Raw genomic sequence first — 16,099 nt, 5'->3', positions numbered from 1 at the left:
GGGTTGCCGCCTCGAGCGTGGTGGTCATGCCGACAGTTGCCGATAGAACGTGAACTCGTGGCCCGGCAGGATTTCGGGATGCAGGATCGCCACCAGATCGGACAGGATCAGGTCGGGGCGGAGCACGCCGCGTTCGTAGAAGTCGTTACCGCCGGTTTCGTTCGTGGCCTTGTTCGCGTTCCATACCTCGCCCGTTCCGACAGCGGCGAGAGTTCCGTAGCGCTCGTCGTCGGCCAGTGCGTCGGCGATGGAAGTCCAGCTGTTGACGACCAGCCACGTCGGGGCGTCGGAGCCCTGCGCGATCACCGACTCGAAGTCGAGGGGAAGGGATCCGGTGGTGGTGACGTCGTCCCACGGCCACTGTGCACCGGCATCGCTGAAGAACTTGCCCATGAAACTGCCGCCCGAGGACATGTACCAAGTGCCCTGGGACATCCCGCCGAGAAGCACCGGAGCGGGGTCCGCGGCGGCAGCCTTCTCCGCCACATCGAGGTAACGCGTGCGGATGCCGTCGTAGACCTCGGCGGCCTGCTCTTCGGTGCCGGTCAGCGCCGCAACAACTTTGATCCATTCGGCGCGGCCCAGCGGGGTGGCCTCGAGCCACTCGGCGTTCGCGACCACGCCGATGCCGGACTCCCGCAACTGCGTGTACGCGGGATCGTCCGAACCGCCGGTCATAAGGACATCAGGTGCGGCCAGGACCACGGCCTCGGTGTCGACGGTGCCGCCCGCTGCGTACTCGACGACGTCCCCGGAGGCGATGCGATCGCGCACGGCTGCGTCGGAGACGAAGGAGCCGTTGGAGACGCCGGTGAGAGTGTCGAGGACTCCGAGTTCCGTCACGAGGGGCAGGTGGGTGGTCGACGCCGAGTACAGGCTCGTGATGGGCACCGTGATCTGCTGCGCGTCGGCCAGCTCACCCGAGAGCTCCGGAGCAGGCGCACCGCACTTGACCAGCACATATGACTCGGGTTCGCCGCCGGAGAACGGTTCGTCGACGGTGAGCACCTGATAACTGTTCTCGTAGGCAAGCGAGAAGTTCTCCGCGTCGGTGATCTCCGACTTGGCCGGGAAGTAGTCGACCGTTGCATCGAAGTCCGTGATGCACCCCGCGTCGGCGCCGGTATCGGCGCTGATCGAGCTGTCGGTGGCAGACGAACACCCGCTCATGGTCAGGCCTACTGCGGCAACAGTGAGGAGAACTCCAGGGAAAACCGCGCGTGAGCGCATGGCGAAGACGCCCTCTCTCGGGGAAATCCGCCCCGGACAGTGAGGTACGACAACGGGAGTCTCCTGGCTCTCGGATCGTCGCTCGCCTCCGCCTTACGACCCTGACGGATCGCGGCCGAAATGGAGGTCTGCTCCCCGATTACAGTGGCGGGACCGCGCCGGACTCACACCGGCTTCCTCGTTCGTCGTCGTAATGACGTCGGCAATTTAACACACCTTGCGACTACGAAAATGTGGGCCTGCGCCCGCCAACTATCGGAACTCACGGCGCTGACTGCACTGCTCCTCGGAATCTCAGTTGCAACGCCCCGAGATCACCGGTTCGGGCTCAGTACCGCTCTCTCGTCGCACGGCCTCGAACACGCGACGGTGCCGGTCGACGGAACGGTCGACGGCCGGCTGCGAGCAGGACGTGACGACCTGCCGGCGCGACGACCCCCCGTCTCTACCCGGATGTCATCGGATGTCGCCGTTCGGACCGTAGAGGCGGGCGATGTCGGGGGAGTCGAGCCACCCCGAGTAGGTGGGCGATTGCGGCCAGCCCTCGGGAGAATCCTGCCATTCCTCCTGGCGGCCCCACGGCAGGATGTCGACCAAGGGGAAGGTGTAGCTGAGCTGTTCGGTGCCGCGGCCGGTGGTGTGCCAGGTGCGGTAGACCGTGTCTCCGTCGCGGAGAAACACATTGACCGCGAAACCCCCGCCGGGCGGTGCGTCGACGTCGGCTCCGAACGAGCTCTCCGAGGACGAGTACCAGTCCATCGTGTTGCCGGTCTTCGCCTTGTACGCGAGTGCTTCGTCGATGGGCCCGTTGGTGACGACGACGAAGCGGGCGTCGTAGTTGTCGAGGATGCCCAGCCGTGTCCACTGCGACGTGAGGCTGGTGCAGCCGCCGCACTGCCATTCCGCGCCGTCGGACCACATGTGGTTGTAGACGATCAGTTGTGAACGGCCGTCGAACACGTCGGCCAGCCGGATCGGACCGTCCGGTCCGATCAGTGTGTAGCCGGGCAGCTCGACCATCGGGAGTCTGCGGCGCTGCGCGGCGATCGCGTCGAGTTCGCGGGTGGCGGCCTTTTCGCGCCTGCGTAGGTCGTCCAGCGCGGTCTGCCACGTCTGCCGGTCGACGACCGGGGGGAGGGCGCTCGAGGTCTGCTCGGTCATGATGCCTCCGAGATCGATGGATCCGAGATCGATGGATCTGGTCTGCAGTTGTGACCGGGCACCCACCCGGAAGTCATCGCGCTCGTTTCGGCTCGGCCGATGGATGGGTAACGGCCGTGGCGAATCCGCATGTCTCGATCGTCGCGTCGGTGCGTGATGTAGCGAGTGGGTCGTCAGATCTGAGGGCCCTCGGATCTGAGATCGTCGACCTTCTTCATCGCCTCACGCAACTCGGTGAGCCACTCCTCCGAGTGCTGCCCGGCGAGTCGAACCGTCCATTTCAGAGCATCGGCGCGGGACCGGGCGACGCCCGCGTCGACGAGCGTGTCCAGCACCTTCCGTTCGGGCTGCCTCAGCCGCGTCATCACCGGGACTGCGAGATGGGTGAACAGGACGAGGCGTTCACCGACCGTGACACCCCAGGCGACCTTGCGTCCGTAGCGGGCCTCGGCTTCGTCGGCGATACGCATTCGGTCGGGGCGGGTGCTTTCGCGGAACCGGGAGATGCGGCCGTCTACGGCGGCGGGCGACGTGTCGTCGGGTGCGGGAAGCTCGCCGACCACGGTGATCTCCTCGCGGTCGACCTCGACGGTGGCGGGACCGGTGAACCAGTCGTCGGGCAGTCGTCCGGCGAACCATTCGGTGGCGTCCCCCGCATCGGGTACATGGGCCTGCTGCCAGCCGCCTGGTCGCCCGAATCCGGGTGAATTCATGTGGTGATGTCGCATGATCGTCCTCCTCGGACGCATCGACGTACAGATTTGCTGTGATTACAGTATTACTCCGTAGTTGTGATCCGCGCCACTCTGTAGCGGTCAGGTTCTGGATTGCGAGGCGCGCCCCGGAGCCCTCGTGGCGTACTCGCATCTCGAACGATTCGGCGCGCGTGCGTGGCTGTGGAGTGCCCCGAGTTGACACCCGAAGGGTGAACGCCGTTCACTCTCCGGGGTGAACAACGTTCACCCCGGAGGGAGGAGAACGGAATGCACAGTGCGGAGAACGAGGCACGCAGACAGCCCGCCTCGAGCGGCACGATCACCACGTTGCTGAGCCTGGCGGGACTCGTCGCCGCACTACAGACCACGCTGGTCATTCCGTTGTTGCCGGACTTCCCGGAGCTTCTCGACGTCTCCGCCGGGGACGCCACCTGGCTGGTCACCATGACCTTGCTGACCGGAGCTGTAGCAACACCGATCGTGTCTCGGCTGGCCGACATGTTCGGCAAGCGCCGAATGATGGTGCTGGCGCTGTCGATGATGGTCGTCGGATCATTGATCGCAGCGCTCGGCGGAAGCTTTCTCGCAGTCCTGATCGGCCGTGCCCTGCAGGGATTCTCGTCCGCGCTCATCCCGGTGGCGATGGCTGTGCTCCGTGACGTGCTCCCGCGTGAGAAAGTCGCCGGCGCCGTGGCGCTCACGAGCGCCACCATGGGGATCGGGGGCGCGCTGGGCCTTCCCACGGCAGGTGTCCTCTACGACAGCTTCGGCTGGTCGTCCGTCTTCTGGGTCTCGGCAGCTGCCGGATGCCTGCTCCTGCTGGGGATCCTCCTCGTCGTCCCGGCAAGCGCCACCGGCACACGGGGGCGATTCGACATCGTCGGAGCGGTGCTGCTGTCCGTCGCACTGACTGCGCTGCTCCTCGGAATCTCGAAGGGGCCCGCGTGGGGTTGGTCGAGCCCGCAGACCGTCGCCAGCCTCTTCGTTGCCGTCCTCGTCCTCGCCGTCTGGGTGCCGTACGAATTGCGGGTCCCCGCACCGATGGTCGACCTCCGCGTGTCGATGCGCAGGCCGGTGCTGCTTACCAACATCGCCGGGCTCTTCGTCGGGTTCGCCGCGTACGCGAACACCCTTTCGACCACCCAGCAATTGCAACTCCCCGAGATCACCGGCTTCGGGTTCGGGCTCAGTGCGGCAGTGGCCGGGTTGTGCATGGTGCCGGGAGGTATTGCCATGCTGCTCTTCTCGCCGTTGTCGGCACGAGTGGCCTCTCGGTTCGGCGGGCGTGCCACCCTCATCACCGCGACGCTCGTCATGACTGCGTCCTACGCGTTCCGCATCGCATTCGACGACACCGTCGTCCTCATCATCGTGGGTGCCGTCTTCGTCAGCATCGGCAACGCGATGGCTTACGCGACGATGCCCGCGTTGATCATGGCTGCCGTTCCGCTCACAGAGACGGCCGCCGCCAACGGGCTCAACAGTCTGCTCCGCACGATCGGAGCGTCGAGCATGAGCGCGGTCATCGCCGCGCTCCTGACCGGGTTGACGGTCGAACTGGGGGGACGTTCGTTCCCCGCGCACGGGGCCATCGTCGCGATGTTCGCGATCGCGGGCGCCGCCACGTTCTTGGCTACGCTGGCTGCCATGTTCCTTCCGAAACACCGACCCCGGCAGCCTTCCCCGGTGGGCTCGGCGACGACCGCGGTGACGAGCCCGGCCGGATCATGATGTCCACGCATGCCGGAGTTCCTCGGGTCGGGTGCCGACGTGGTTGAACCGAGCACCCGAGAGATCATCCTCGACACCGCCAGAACGTTGTTCGCCGAACGTGGTTTCAGCGGAACCACGATCAGAGATGTCGCCGAGGCTGCGGGTGTATCGCCCGCCCTCGTGATGAAACTGACCGGCAGCAAGGCCCAACTGTTCCAGGCCGCCGCGCCCGACGCGCCGGGTCTCGCCGAGGTCGAGCGCCCGGACGAGTCGATGGGTTGCCGGATGGTGCGTGCACTCGTCGAGCGGCGCGACATGGGAGATTACGAATTCTGGGCCATGGCACCATTTCTCGTCCAAGAGGCGCCCGACCCGGAGGTTGCCCGTCAAAAGATGGTGACGCGTGTCGTGCCGCGGATCGCGGCAACGATCGGTGAGCAGTCGGAGGGACTGGTGCGGTCGCGGATCATCGTGACGCTCCTGCTCGGACTCGCCGGTGGGCTGCGCACCTTCGAGGTGCTCACAGCGGATGACGTCGGGAACGAGGAACTCATCGAGACCTACGGCGGACTCATTCAGGAAGTCATAGATTCCGGCCGGTGAGGCACAGCCGTCAGGGTGCGCTGGGAGCCTGGGCGGCCTTGGCGCGGCCCGTGAGGTCCTCGAGCGTCAACCGGTGACGCGGTTCGTGCTCCGCGATCTTCGTTCGTGACACCTCGTGACGGGGTCCGACATGAAGAAGTTCTCCCGACGCCAGCGACTGCCAGCCCGGGTCTTCGTCCATCCGCTCCGTGGCCACCACAACGGCCGGCTGGGTGGACAGATCGCCCGAGCGGGCACGCACCGTTCCGGCGGCACTCGCGTGCTCGAGATGACGGCTTCCGCTCGGTCCACCGGACTGCCGCTGCAGGAACATGAGGTCGTGGGTGTCCGGGTAACGGAACGCCCACAATTCGTCGGCGGTCACGAGCACGAAGTTCAGCGACAGTATTCTCAGCCGGTCGGCGACCCACCCGACGGCCGCCGCGATTCCGGCACCGACATCACCGCCCTGTTCCTCGATGTGGCGGGTGATCAGCGCGAAGAATCGCTCCGAATCCGTATCGCCGTGCACGAGGTTCCGGTAGTCACCGAGTTCGGCTTCCAACAGCGGAAGATCTTCGATCACCCCGTTGTGGGCGAACAACCTGCCGTTCTGTTCGAACGGATGGGTGTTCGCGAGGACGGTGCCTCCCGTGGTCGCGTACCGGACGTGGGCGACGAAGGTCCGGGAGGTTCGCTCCTTGGCTTCGAGCGCGAACCGACGGTCCTCGTATGCCGCGATCGGTTGCTTCTCGAGCAGAGGGGTGCCGTCGGCGGTGAAGGTCCCCAAACCGGTTCCGTCGGGCATTCGCCGACTCTGCTCGGCGAGGCTGTCTTCGGCGTCGAGGAGCCAGAACGTGGCGTGCACTCGATGGGGGGCTGCGGACATCCCGAACAATCGGCACATCGCCGTCGTCCTCTCGCTCGAGGCCGGGTCATCACCAGTATGACCACGCCCGAGGGCGCTCCGCACCGATTCCACACCCGATACCGGGGTGTGCCCGTGACGGGCGATCCGCCCGAACCGTCCTCGCGCGGACGACGAGACTTCCCGATCGGGGCTACCGTGAGGAAAACGAAAGGGAGCAAATGCATATACGCGACAAGGTATTCGTCGTTACCGGCGGCGGCAACGGAATCGGGCGCGACGTCGTCCTCGAACTTCTCGTGCGCGGGGCGCGGGTCGCAGCCGTCGACCTTCGCAGTGAGGCGCTCGCCGGTACGCGGGCACTGGCGCCCGCCGCCGGCGACCGGTTGACAACCCACACGGTGGACGTGTCGGATCACAGCGCCGTCGAGGCGCTCGTCGGCGAGGTCGTCGCTGCTCACGGCCGGGTGGACGGCATCGCGAACGTCGCCGGAATCATCCAGCACTTCGTGCCCTTCGCTGAACTGTCGTACGACGAGATGGCGAAAGTGATGGACGTCAACTACTGGGGCGTCGTGCACATGTGCAAGGCGTTTCTTCCCGAGCTCACGAAGCGTCCGGAAGCCAGCCTGCTCAACGTCTCCAGCATGGGCGGACTGGCACCGGTGCCGGGGCAGTCGGTGTACGGCGCCAGCAAGGCCGCAGTGAAGCTTCTGACCGAAGGGCTGTATGCGGAACTTCGCACCACGAACGTCGCCGTGACGCTGGTCTTCCCCGGCGCGATCCGCACCGGCATCGCCGAGAATTCGGGGGCGTCCATTCCGGGCCGCGACACCGATGCGGGCGCTGCGAAGATCACCTCGTCCGCCGAGGCGGCGCTGCGCATCGCGAACGCGATCGAAAAGGGCACGTTCCGCATGTGTATAGGCAAGGACGCCACGATGATCGACCTGCTCTCGCGGATCATGCCGCGGCGCACGATCGAAATGGTGGCGAAGAAGATGGGGTCGCTCGTCGGGCACTGAGCCGACGGCGACCGTCGGGGCACTGAGCCGACGGCGACCGTCGGGGCACTGAGTCGACGGCGACCGCCGGGTCACCGAGCCTACGAGTTCTTCTCCTCGGAGTTCTCCGTCTCGGTGGCCGGGCCCGTAGGCGTAGCTCCACCTTCGGTGGTCCACTCGGTCGACTCGCCCTCGGTGGAGCGCGCGGGGTCGGACACTACGTCGGGCGCGGCTTTCTCGCTCCCGTGTTCGGTCGAAGTGGTTTCGGGATCCTTGTGGTCGGCCACTGACATGCTCCTCCGTTGCGACGTTCCGGTCGGGATACCCATATCGGTGGCGCTCAACCGCCGGTGTGGAAGACCGCCCGGCGGGGTACCGGAGACAACAGGCCGACGACCGAGGGAGGCAACCGTGTCCGACGAGGCCCAGAACCGGATGCAACACCCCGGAGAGCAACATCCGATTCCCCCGCTCGAACAGCAACCCGAGATCGCCTACCCCGGCGCGACCGACGAACTCGTCACCGCTCCGGACCACGGCGAAATGACGTATCGGGGCTCCGGAAAACTTCTCGACCGGCGTGCACTGATCACGGGCGGCGATTCGGGTATCGGCCGTGCCGTGGCGCTCGCCTTCGCGCGGGAAGGAGCGGACGTCGTCCTCTGCCATCTCCCGGAAGAGGACCAGGACGGCAGACGGACCGCCGAACTCGTCGAAGCAGCCGGCCGCCGCGCCGTACTCGTGCCCGGAGACATCCGGGAGGAAGAGTTCTGCCGACACCTCGTCGACACGACGGTCTCCGAGTTCGGTGGTATCGACATCCTGGTCAACAACGCCGCCTACCAGCACCTGGTACCCGGTGGGATCGCCGACGTGACCACGGACCAGTTCGATCGCGTCATGAAGACGAATCTCTATGCCCTGTTCTGGTTGTCGAAATTTGCGGTGGCCCGGATGGAACCGGGATCGACGATCGTCAGCACCACCTCGATCCAGGCGGTGAATCCCTCGCCGGGTCTGCTCGACTACGCCACCACGAAAGCCGGCATCGTCGACTTCACGAAAGGGCTCGCCGCGGATGTCGCGAGCAAGGGTATTCGTGTCAATGCTGTTGCACCCGGTCCCATCTGGACACCGTTGATTCCTGCGACCATGCCGAAGGACGCGTACGAGCAGTTCGGGAAGGATGTGCCCCTCGGCCGTCCCGGACAGCCGGCGGAACTTGCGCCCGCGTACGTGTTCCTCGCGTCGCAGGACTCGAGTTACATCACGGGCGAGACCATCGCGGTAACCGGCGGGGTGCCCTTCACCTGACGAGCAGGTACCCCGGGGTGCCGGGGTACCTGCTGTCTATCCCGTGATGCTCGGAGTGTCGGTCGATGTGGGCCGGGAATCGTCGGCGTGCATCTCGCCGACCTCGGACTTCAGGATCCGAAGTGATCTGCCCAGCCCTCGCGCAGCTTCGGGGAGCTTCTTCGATCCGAACAGAACGAGCAGGACCACCGCGACGACCGCCCAATGTGCCGGGCTCATCGCGCCCATCAGCCCGCCATCCCGTCCGTCGGGTACACCGCGTCGACCTCGACCTCGACGAGCCAGCCCGGAATGGGAAGGCTGCCGACCTCCAGCGCAAACCTGGTGGGCCGTGAGGCATTCCGTTCGAGCGGCGCGGCCGGTTCTGCGGATCCCAGCGGCACGAGTTCGGTGTCTCCGGTGTCGAGATTCGTATTCGCGAAGAACTGCCGGTAGGCGCGGTTCCAGCCGGCGTAGTCCGCTCTGTCTGTGCCGGGCGCGTTGTCGAGGAACACTCGCATGGTGGTGACATCGGCGAGGGTCAGACCCTGTGCCTCGAGGTTTGCGCGAATGTTCTTGAGGACGTTGATCCCTTGCGCTTCGGTCACGGTGACACCGTCGGGCAGCTCACCGTCGGTGAACTGTGAGTCGATGTACGACTCCGGGGTGCCCTGCGGTGCTGCCGTATTCGCCGCAGTCGGCCCCAGACCGCTGGATTTGTACACCCTCGCACCGGAACTGATCGTCACGCCCTGCGCGATCATCGGGTTCGTCTCGCCGGGTTCGAGAACCGCCTGCGCGACGGCAGTCGTCTCGCTGGGTGGCGCGCTGGGGTCGTCGTCGGACGAGCAGGAAGTCAGGATGGCGGCGGTGGTGGCCAGGCTCGCGGCCAACGCCGCGGCGCGGAGGGTGGTGCGCTTCATGAGTGCTCCTGGAGATCGGGGGTGGGTCAGGCTGCCGCGACGCGCTGGTGCAGCGCCGTGACGACATCGCGGGCAGAGGTGAAAGCGCCGTGCTGCCAGGCAATTGCGTTGGAGAGGTGGTCCCCGGCGAAGTAGATGCGGTCCACGGGGTCGAGCAACAGTTCGTACTCGGGGGTGGCGGCACCACCGTGCGAGTCGCCTGCCCCTTTCCAGCTCGCCCAGGCCCCTTCCGAGTACTTCATACGGCGCCAGCTGCCCGAGAATGACGAGGCGATGTCGCGGCCGTATTTCTCTCCGTGGATCGACATGCCCTCGGCCACGGCTTTGTCCAGACGCTGCTTGTGGGTGAGGGATTCGAAGGCGAGGTGCCGCCGTCCGCTGGTGTAGTACCCCACGACGACACCTCGGTCCGAGCCGTAGTGGTCGTACGGGAACATGATCTGGCTGATGTCCTTGTCGGTGCTCGAAGCGCCGCCGTAGATGCGGTCTTCCGTTTCCCACCAGCGACGGGTGTATTCGATGCCGAGCTTGCCGGCCGAGGCGGGAACGGCGGCGGACAGCGCTTTGAGCACGTCGGCGGGCAAGTTGTTGTCGAACCGGCCGACCAGATTCGGGGGAACGGTGCAGATGCAGTAGTCGGCGGTGATCGACTTCCGAGCGCCGTCCTGCGTATAGGTCACGGTGACGCCGTCGGGAACGTTCTTCATCGAGGTCACTTCGGCACCGAAGTGGATTCGGTCGGTGCCGATCTTGTCCCGCAAGGCGTAGTAGATCCGGTCCATGCCGCCGACGGGGGTCATCATCATCGTCGCCTGGTCGTAGCCGAATTCGAAGCTGAAGTTGCGGCCGAGGCCGGACCGGATGACGTCGCTCATCGGGAACGGTTCGGTCTCGGTGCCGAAGTTCAGGCCGGCGCCGGGTTCGCCCGAGTAACCGCGCCGGGTGGAGCCGAGGTAACGGCCGTCGCTGGACAGGTCACCGAAGTCGCTGAGGAACTCCGACAACGCCTCCTTGTCGTCGGGTGAGAGTACGTCGTCGAGCGCACCCCTCGACGCGGCCTTGTGGAGGAGTTCGGACATGTAGCCGTAGGTGTCCGCCTTCGCGGCGCGGTACTGGACCGACTGTCCCGAGATAGGGGTGTCGCTGCTGTAATTGACGAGCGTGTTCGCATTCTGATTGCCGAACGGCTGGACCTCGACGCCGAGTTCATGGCAGTAATCGAGGGTGATGTGGCTCTGCGGGATGCGGGTGGCCCCGAGGTTGTAGTAGTGGCCGTCGGCGAAGGTGCAGGTCTGGGTGTCTCCGCCGATCTCGGTTTCCGTGGTGCCGCCGCGCACCGAGTAGACGCGTCCGCCCGGCCGGGTGCGGGCCTCGAGAACGGTGACGTCGTAGCCGCCCTTACGGAGTTCGTATGCAGCGCACAAACCCGCGGGACCGCCGCCGAGCACGACAACCGACTGCTTTCCCGGTGCCTTGCCGATGAGGTCGCCCATCGCGGGGGGCTGGAACCTGTTCGGTGAGGTGGCTGCCGCGGGGGCGAGACCTATGGTCGACATCGCCCCGTAGGCGAGCCCGACTCCTCCGGTCATGCCGAGGCCCCGCATGAATGATCTTCTGGTGACGCTCACTTCATGGCTCCCATCGCGCTCACGACGTCTGCTCCAGGCCGCGGACGTCCTGTGCCCGCGCCGTCGTTCGGAGCAATCGTGGAGGCGGTGTGCTTCCCGCCGGATACGGCGAAGAAACGGTTCGGCAGCGGCGAATGAGAACGTCGCGAGCAGCCCCTCTCACTCGAAAGACCTCATACGACTTGCCGAAGAAATCGCGGGGTAACACGATGCGCGTACGGTCTGCGCGGCCGGGACGAGCACGCCGGCGGGGTAGGGAGGCATCATGACCGAAACGTCTGCGCTGGCCGATGCGATCGCACGGTCGTTCGCGCACCGGGAACCGGAACGGCCGGCAGTGTCGCCACTGCGAGCTTTGGGGCGCAGACAACTGTCGGGATGGGAGGTGCTCGCCCAATCGGTCGCGACGACCGCCCCTGCGGCATCGATGGTCCTGCTGCCCGCCGCGATGCTCACCCACCACGCGCTGACGTCCGGTCTGATCGCCGTGGTGGCTGCAACTGTGCTGGTCACTCTGATTGCCTGGTGCACAACGTTGTTCACCCGGCGCATGATTGCCTCGGGCGGGCTGTACGCGTTCGTCGCAAAAGGTCTCGGCCCACGCGCGGCTCTGACAACGGGCGTCGCGATGGCGGTGAAGTATCTCGGAAGTGGCGCGTTGACGCTGTACCACGGGGGCCACGCGGTAATCGCGATCGCCGCCCAGTGCGGCATCGGCATCCGGGGTCCGGCGACCGCGGTGGTGTATCTCCTGATCGCCGCGGCGATCCTCGCAGCATTACTGCGTGGTGTCCGGTTCGCGGCGCTGGCCATCCTTGTGATCGAATCCTGTTCCTTGATTTTCATCGTCGGCCTGATGGTGATGCCCGGTGCGGAACCCGCACCGGTACAGACCTTTCCCGGAACCGGGACCGGCCTTCTGCTTCCGGTAGTTCTGTCCGCGCTCTTCGCCCTCGCCGGATTCGAGAGCGCGACGTTCGTCGCGCCCGAGGCGCGCCGTCCGATGATCACCGTGACCCGCACCGTGATCGCCACACCGGCACTGTGTGGAGCGCTGTTCGTGTTCGCCGGTTGGGCCGCGTGGAGCGGCCACGCCGACACCCTCGTGGGGGCTTATCTGTACGGCACCTCGACCGGCGTCAGTCCAGTGGTGGTCGCGTTCCTGCACCTCGGGATGGCCTGCTCGTGGCTCGCGTCGGCGATGGCGTCCTCCAATGCCGCATCCAGGCTGCTGTATTCGATGGGAGTCGAAGGCGTTCTGCCGGATGCGCTGGGGGCTGTACACCGGAGACTCCGCACCCCCTGGGTTGCGCTCGTCTCCGCGGTGTCCTGTCTCGCGGTCGGTGCGACGGTCCTCGCGGCCCGCGGCGCGGTGCCCGGCTGGGCCGGTGTCACGCTGCGCGTTGTTCTTCTGGTCGCGTACGTCATGGTTGCGGTCGCGGCGGTGGTGTTCCTCGCTCGTATCCGGGAATCGACGCCGGCAATCTCCTGGACATGCCGCGTCGCTGCGACTCTCGGTGGGGTGGTCACCGGGTACATCGTGATCGGCCACGCGCTGGACGGACGGTTCGGCGCACTGGTGGCGTTGCTCGTCGTGCTCGCGGTTCCGGCCCTGTGGTACCGGCACCTGCGACGAACGCGACCGGCGAGCCTCGCCGACGTGGGCGTGTTCGACAGCCCCGAATCGAAGGATGTGCTTCCCGGGGCCGGCGCCTTCGCCGAGACCGGGCGCGGCCGTGTCGCCCTCGTCGGATCCGATCATCCGAACGCGGTACGGCGGTGAGCGTCCGGGGGGCCGGGCAGGGTGGGCACGAACCCCGGGCCGTTCAGCGTGCGCTCGCCCTCCTCGAAGCCGTTGCCACCCTCGGCGCCGGCGCATCGGCTCGTGACGTCGCGGCGTTGACAGCGATCCCGCCCGCGACTGCCTACCGTCTGCTCAATCTCCTCGTGGCAGACGGTTACCTTGTTCGGGTCGAAGACCTGTCGGGTTTCGCGCTCGGGCGGCGTACCCGCGAACTCGCTGCCGCCGCACCGGCACCCGCTGTGGACATCGATCCGGGTCCCGTCCTCGAGGAGTTGCGTGCACAGGTCCGGTACGGCATCTACCTGGTGTCCTACACGGGCGGTCGGGTCCGCCTCGTCGACCGCGACCCCGACCACGAACTGTCCGGCGAGTCGACCTGGACGACGTACCTGCACGCGTCGGCGATCGGTAAATTGCTCCTGGTTCAGCGGCCCGAACTGATCGGGCCCGGCCCGCTCCGCAGGATCACCGAATGCACCAAGACCGAACCCTCCGAACTGAGGGCGGAACTGGAACGGGTACGTGACGAGGATGCCGCGTGCGAGGTCGACGAGAGTCGCATCGGCCGGACAGCGCTCGCGGTCCCGGTGCGTACTCACGACCATCGGCTCACCGGAGCGCTGACCGCCATCGGGCGTACCGGAAGGCTCAGCGTGAACGATCCGGAGATCCGGGATCTCCTGCGCTCGTACGCCTCTGTCCTGCGCGGGTCGACCTCGGTCTCGTAACCGAGGTTCCCGTCCCGATCCGGCACACGAACTGTGCACGCGCACCGAGCGGAAACGCTTGTCAGGAAAACGGATTCACAGACCGAGCGGGCGGGGCGGGAAAGGGGCAATCGCCGCACACGCCTCCGTTGGCGGTGCGGTAGAACAGGCAGCAGCTGTGACGCTTTCCGGTCGCTCGATCGATGCTCCCGGTCAACCGGGGGTCGTCCAGAAGCGCGTCGAGGTGCGGCAGTGCCGCGTCGCCGATCATTCGTCCCGCACCGATCAGAGCCGACGCCGTGTTGCCCCAGAGCAGCCCGGGTGCCACCACATCGCGCCACGCCTCGATGAGCGGCTCGAGTTGCCGGTCGAGCACCTCGACGGCAACGGCGTCACCGAACCGCGGTTCGGCCACGTGTAACAGGACGGTGCCTCCGTCGGACCGCCACAGCAGTTGCTCCGGGTCGAGGCCGATACAACGCCCGGACAGCGTGACGGACCCGATCGCGATCGACCACACGCGTGCGGCGTAAGCGAAGAATATCGTCGAAGCGGCCACCCGCGTCTCGTCGGTACTCATCCGCTCGGCCGTAGCGGCCACGAGGTGGTCGCGGATCGTGCGCTCACGCAATGCGGTGGTGGGTTGCCATCGGCCGTCGGGCACCTCCCCGGTCCCGACCGCGAAGAAGGGACTCGATGCCGCGATCCGTTCGAGCACCTCGGTCGCGCCCGACGTCGCATTCTCCTGGGCCACGGCACTCCTGCTCTTGCTCGTCTACTCCATCCGCCCGGCTCCCTCACGCCGTCGTGCGACGTCGGCAACGTAGCACGGCGCGGGCACGCCGAACCGCCCGCTTCGGCAGGCCGACTATCGTGGGTCTCACGACAACCGATCGAAAGGACCGGCATGGGTGTGAGTTTGGCCAAGGGCGGAAATGTCTCGTTGTCGAAGGAGGCTCCGAACCTCACTGCGGTGACGGTCGGTCTCGGCTGGGATGTCCGGGCAACGACCGGCGCCGATTTCGACCTCGACGCCAGCGCTCTCGTCACGGGCGCGAACGGCAAGGTGCTCTCGGACCAACACTTCGTCTTCTACAACAACCTGCGTTCGCCCGATGGGTCGATCGAGCACACGGGCGACAACCTGACCGGTGAGGGAGAGGGTGACGACGAGTCGATCAACGTCGACCTCGTGGCAGTGCCCGCCGAGGTGCAGTCCGTCGTATTCCCGGTATCGATCCACGACGCCGACGCGCGCGGGCAGTCGTTCGGTCAGGTTCGCAATGCGTTCATCCGGGTGGTCGACCGCTCCAACGATCGTGAACTCGCGCGCTACGACCTGAGCGAGGATGCGTCGTCGGAGACCGCGATGGTCTTCGGCGAACTGTACCGGCGCGGCACCGAATGGAAGTTCCGCGCGATCGGCCAGGGCTACGCGTCCGGCCTCGCGGGAATCGCCCGCGACTACGGTGTCAACATCGGCTGATCCGCAGGCGCACGCCGCGGGTTCGTGACCGGGCCCGCGGCGCCGTCGTCCGATCTGCCGCGATCACCTCGTGCCGGCAGACTCCCGGTGCGACACTGGTGTGATGTGTAGATGGATGGCCTACTCCGGCGATCCGATTCTCGCCGAGGATTTGTTGTTCAGGCCGGAGCACTCGCTGATCGATCAGAGCCTGCACTCGCATCTCGGCGCGACCACCACCAACGGTGACGGTTTCGGGGTCGGTTGGTACGGCCTGGGCGAGCAGCCCGCGGTCTTCAAGGGCATCGATCCGGCGTGGAACGACGAGAATCTTCGTGAAGTCGCGTCGCAGGTGAGTACCCACCTGCTGTTCGCTCATATCCGGGCGTCGACCGGAAGCGCCGTCCAGCGGAGCAACAGCCACCCCTTCCGGCATGAGAACTGGCTGTGGATGCACAACGGATGCATCGAAGGATTCGAGCGGATGAAAAGAGATCTGGTCTTCGCCATCGAACCGGATCTCTACCCGTATATCGAAGGGTCCACCGACTCGGAAGTGCTCTTCTTTCTGGCGTTGACGTTCGGCCTCCGGGAGGACCCCCTCGGCGCGGTGGGGCGGGCGGTCGGGCTGGTCGAGCACCTCGCCCGGCAATACGGCATCGATGTTCCGGTGCAGATGAGTGCCGCCACCACGGACGGCGTCACGGTGTGGGCGTTCCGCTACTCGAGCGAAGGAAAAACGCGCTCGCTGTTCTATTCCACCGAGATCTCACGATTGCGTTCGCTGCACCCGGAGGTCGAGGCACTCCAGCGCTTCGGTATGACCGCCAGATTGGTTGTCTCCGAACCTATACGGGACTTGCCGGGTGCGTGGAACGAAATGCCCGAAGGTTCCGCGGCGATCGTCCGCGAAGGCCGCGACGACATCGTTCCTTTCGTTCCACTGGGTGCGGCGTAGACAGCGCAGGCGACATCGTGTCCGCGTCGGAATCCCGCGATACCGGT

The 16,099-nt window shown here is 66.3% G+C and carries 17 protein-coding genes and 1 riboswitch; of the genes, 8 read left to right on the top strand and 9 right to left on the bottom strand.

Translation table 11 applies throughout. The features are described 5' to 3' along the window. Positions 1–24: 24 nt before the first annotated feature. The 3 genes from ACFWU2_RS11200 to ACFWU2_RS11190 form a co-directional block, all read right to left on the bottom strand. Positions 25–1,170: an ABC transporter substrate-binding protein gene (locus ACFWU2_RS11200; protein WP_378605399.1), complete on the bottom strand. Its 1,146-nt coding sequence runs from the start codon at positions 1,168–1,170 to the stop codon at positions 25–27. 95 nt (positions 1,171–1,265) lie between these two features. Then, a riboswitch (cobalamin riboswitch) is annotated at positions 1,266–1,447 on the bottom strand. Between the two features lie 239 nt (positions 1,448–1,686). Continuing rightward, a complete protein-coding gene (locus tag ACFWU2_RS11195) occupies positions 1,687–2,391 on the bottom strand; it encodes a DUF899 domain-containing protein (RefSeq protein ID WP_378605396.1) in 705 nt (234 codons plus the stop codon). A gap of 173 nt (positions 2,392–2,564) precedes the next feature. After that, positions 2,565–3,119 carry a hypothetical protein gene (locus ACFWU2_RS11190; RefSeq protein ID WP_378605393.1) on the bottom strand — a complete coding sequence of 185 codons (555 nt, stop codon included), beginning with the start codon at positions 3,117–3,119 and terminating at the stop codon, positions 2,565–2,567. Positions 3,120–3,374: 255 nt separating this feature from the next. Between ACFWU2_RS11190 and ACFWU2_RS11185 the strand changes: the two genes are divergently transcribed. After that, the gene (locus ACFWU2_RS11185) at positions 3,375–4,838 is read left to right on the top strand and encodes an MFS transporter (protein ID WP_378605390.1); all 1,464 of its coding nucleotides are present in this window, start codon (positions 3,375–3,377) and stop codon (positions 4,836–4,838) included. Positions 4,839–4,847: 9 nt separating this feature from the next. Then, positions 4,848–5,423 carry a helix-turn-helix domain-containing protein gene (locus tag ACFWU2_RS11180; RefSeq protein ID WP_378605387.1) on the top strand — a complete coding sequence of 192 codons (576 nt, stop codon included), beginning with the start codon at positions 4,848–4,850 and terminating at the stop codon, positions 5,421–5,423. Between the two features lie 10 nt (positions 5,424–5,433). On the opposite strand, the gene ACFWU2_RS11175 is transcribed toward ACFWU2_RS11180, so the two are convergent. After that, the gene (locus tag ACFWU2_RS11175) at positions 5,434–6,309 is read right to left on the bottom strand and encodes a class II glutamine amidotransferase (protein WP_378605384.1); all 876 of its coding nucleotides are present in this window, start codon (positions 6,307–6,309) and stop codon (positions 5,434–5,436) included. Between the two features lie 182 nt (positions 6,310–6,491). Between ACFWU2_RS11175 and ACFWU2_RS11170 the strand changes: the two genes are divergently transcribed. Then, positions 6,492–7,295: an SDR family NAD(P)-dependent oxidoreductase gene (locus tag ACFWU2_RS11170; RefSeq protein WP_378605381.1), complete on the top strand. Its 804-nt coding sequence runs from the start codon at positions 6,492–6,494 to the stop codon at positions 7,293–7,295. A gap of 80 nt (positions 7,296–7,375) precedes the next feature. Here the strand turns inward: ACFWU2_RS11170 and ACFWU2_RS11165 are convergent, their stop codons facing one another. Next, positions 7,376–7,567, bottom strand: coding sequence for a hypothetical protein (locus tag ACFWU2_RS11165; RefSeq protein WP_378605378.1), 192 nt, complete (start codon positions 7,565–7,567; stop codon positions 7,376–7,378). A gap of 142 nt (positions 7,568–7,709) precedes the next feature. Between ACFWU2_RS11165 and ACFWU2_RS11160 the strand changes: the two genes are divergently transcribed. Next, positions 7,710–8,588: an SDR family oxidoreductase gene (locus ACFWU2_RS11160; protein ID WP_378606244.1), complete on the top strand. Its 879-nt coding sequence runs from the start codon at positions 7,710–7,712 to the stop codon at positions 8,586–8,588. A 36-nt stretch (positions 8,589–8,624) separates the two neighbouring features. On the opposite strand, the gene tatA is transcribed toward ACFWU2_RS11160, so the two are convergent. Genes tatA through ACFWU2_RS11145 form a run of 3 tightly spaced genes read right to left on the bottom strand, consistent with a single transcriptional unit; the run spans position 8,625 to position 11,094 of the window. Further along, the gene (gene tatA, locus ACFWU2_RS11155) at positions 8,625–8,816 is read right to left on the bottom strand and encodes a Sec-independent protein translocase subunit TatA (RefSeq protein WP_378605375.1); all 192 of its coding nucleotides are present in this window, start codon (positions 8,814–8,816) and stop codon (positions 8,625–8,627) included. Then, positions 8,816–9,490 carry a Rid family hydrolase gene (locus ACFWU2_RS11150; protein WP_378605372.1) on the bottom strand — a complete coding sequence of 225 codons (675 nt, stop codon included), beginning with the start codon at positions 9,488–9,490 and terminating at the stop codon, positions 8,816–8,818. The genes tatA and ACFWU2_RS11150 overlap by 1 nt, the downstream gene beginning before the upstream one ends. Positions 9,491–9,516: 26 nt before the next feature. Continuing rightward, on the bottom strand, positions 9,517–11,094 hold the full coding sequence (locus tag ACFWU2_RS11145; RefSeq protein ID WP_378606241.1) for a flavin monoamine oxidase family protein: 1,578 nt from the start codon (positions 11,092–11,094) through the stop codon (positions 9,517–9,519). 289 nt (positions 11,095–11,383) lie between these two features. On the opposite strand from ACFWU2_RS11145, the gene ACFWU2_RS11140 reads away from it, so the two are divergent. After that, a complete protein-coding gene (locus tag ACFWU2_RS11140) occupies positions 11,384–12,901 on the top strand; it encodes an APC family permease (protein ID WP_378605369.1) in 1,518 nt (505 codons plus the stop codon). Continuing rightward, the gene (locus ACFWU2_RS11135; protein WP_378605366.1) at positions 12,898–13,650 is read left to right on the top strand and encodes an IclR family transcriptional regulator; all 753 of its coding nucleotides are present in this window, start codon (positions 12,898–12,900) and stop codon (positions 13,648–13,650) included. Before ACFWU2_RS11140 ends, ACFWU2_RS11135 begins: the two co-directional genes overlap by 4 nt. A 61-nt stretch (positions 13,651–13,711) precedes the next feature. Here ACFWU2_RS11135 and ACFWU2_RS11130 read toward each other — a convergent pair whose 3' ends face one another. Further along, positions 13,712–14,383 carry a (2Fe-2S)-binding protein gene (locus ACFWU2_RS11130; protein WP_378605363.1) on the bottom strand — a complete coding sequence of 224 codons (672 nt, stop codon included), beginning with the start codon at positions 14,381–14,383 and terminating at the stop codon, positions 13,712–13,714. A gap of 153 nt (positions 14,384–14,536) precedes the next feature. On the opposite strand from ACFWU2_RS11130, the gene ACFWU2_RS11125 reads away from it, so the two are divergent. Continuing rightward, a complete protein-coding gene (locus ACFWU2_RS11125; protein ID WP_378605360.1) occupies positions 14,537–15,115 on the top strand; it encodes a TerD family protein in 579 nt (192 codons plus the stop codon). A 103-nt stretch (positions 15,116–15,218) separates the two neighbouring features. Further along, the gene (locus ACFWU2_RS11120) at positions 15,219–16,052 is read left to right on the top strand and encodes a class II glutamine amidotransferase (protein ID WP_378605357.1); all 834 of its coding nucleotides are present in this window, start codon (positions 15,219–15,221) and stop codon (positions 16,050–16,052) included. Positions 16,053–16,099 lie beyond the last annotated feature (47 nt).

This window comes from Rhodococcus sp. NPDC058639, from assembly GCF_042717545.1.
GTDB lineage: Bacteria > Actinomycetota > Actinomycetes > Mycobacteriales > Mycobacteriaceae > Rhodococcus.
This window is presented reverse-complemented; position numbering and strand designations above follow the sequence as displayed.

Excerpts from the sequence above, each read along its gene's own strand:
- tatA (WP_378605375.1), bottom strand. The coding sequence starts at position 8,816 with ATGGGCGCGATGAGCCCGGCACATTGGGCGGTCGTCGCGGTGGTCCTG.
- ACFWU2_RS11170 (WP_378605381.1), top strand. The coding sequence starts at position 6,492 with ATGCATATACGCGACAAGGTATTCGTCGTTACCGGCGGCGGCAACGGA.
- ACFWU2_RS11125 (WP_378605360.1), top strand. The coding sequence starts at position 14,537 with ATGGGTGTGAGTTTGGCCAAGGGCGGAAATGTCTCGTTGTCGAAGGAG.
- ACFWU2_RS11145 (WP_378606241.1), bottom strand. The coding sequence starts at position 11,094 with ATGCGGGGCCTCGGCATGACCGGAGGAGTCGGGCTCGCCTACGGGGCG.
- ACFWU2_RS11140 (WP_378605369.1), top strand. The coding sequence starts at position 11,384 with ATGACCGAAACGTCTGCGCTGGCCGATGCGATCGCACGGTCGTTCGCG.
- ACFWU2_RS11175 (WP_378605384.1), bottom strand. The coding sequence starts at position 6,309 with ATGTGCCGATTGTTCGGGATGTCCGCAGCCCCCCATCGAGTGCACGCC.
- ACFWU2_RS11120 (WP_378605357.1), top strand. The coding sequence starts at position 15,219 with ATGTGTAGATGGATGGCCTACTCCGGCGATCCGATTCTCGCCGAGGAT.
- ACFWU2_RS11185 (WP_378605390.1), top strand. The coding sequence starts at position 3,375 with ATGCACAGTGCGGAGAACGAGGCACGCAGACAGCCCGCCTCGAGCGGC.
- ACFWU2_RS11200 (WP_378605399.1), bottom strand. The coding sequence starts at position 1,170 with ATGAGCGGGTGTTCGTCTGCCACCGACAGCTCGATCAGCGCCGATACC.
- ACFWU2_RS11190 (WP_378605393.1), bottom strand. The coding sequence starts at position 3,119 with ATGCGACATCACCACATGAATTCACCCGGATTCGGGCGACCAGGCGGC.
- ACFWU2_RS11150 (WP_378605372.1), bottom strand. The coding sequence starts at position 9,490 with ATGAAGCGCACCACCCTCCGCGCCGCGGCGTTGGCCGCGAGCCTGGCC.
- ACFWU2_RS11195 (WP_378605396.1), bottom strand. The coding sequence starts at position 2,391 with ATGACCGAGCAGACCTCGAGCGCCCTCCCCCCGGTCGTCGACCGGCAG.
- ACFWU2_RS11180 (WP_378605387.1), top strand. The coding sequence starts at position 4,848 with ATGCCGGAGTTCCTCGGGTCGGGTGCCGACGTGGTTGAACCGAGCACC.
- ACFWU2_RS11165 (WP_378605378.1), bottom strand. The coding sequence starts at position 7,567 with ATGTCAGTGGCCGACCACAAGGATCCCGAAACCACTTCGACCGAACAC.
- ACFWU2_RS11160 (WP_378606244.1), top strand. The coding sequence starts at position 7,710 with ATGCAACACCCCGGAGAGCAACATCCGATTCCCCCGCTCGAACAGCAA.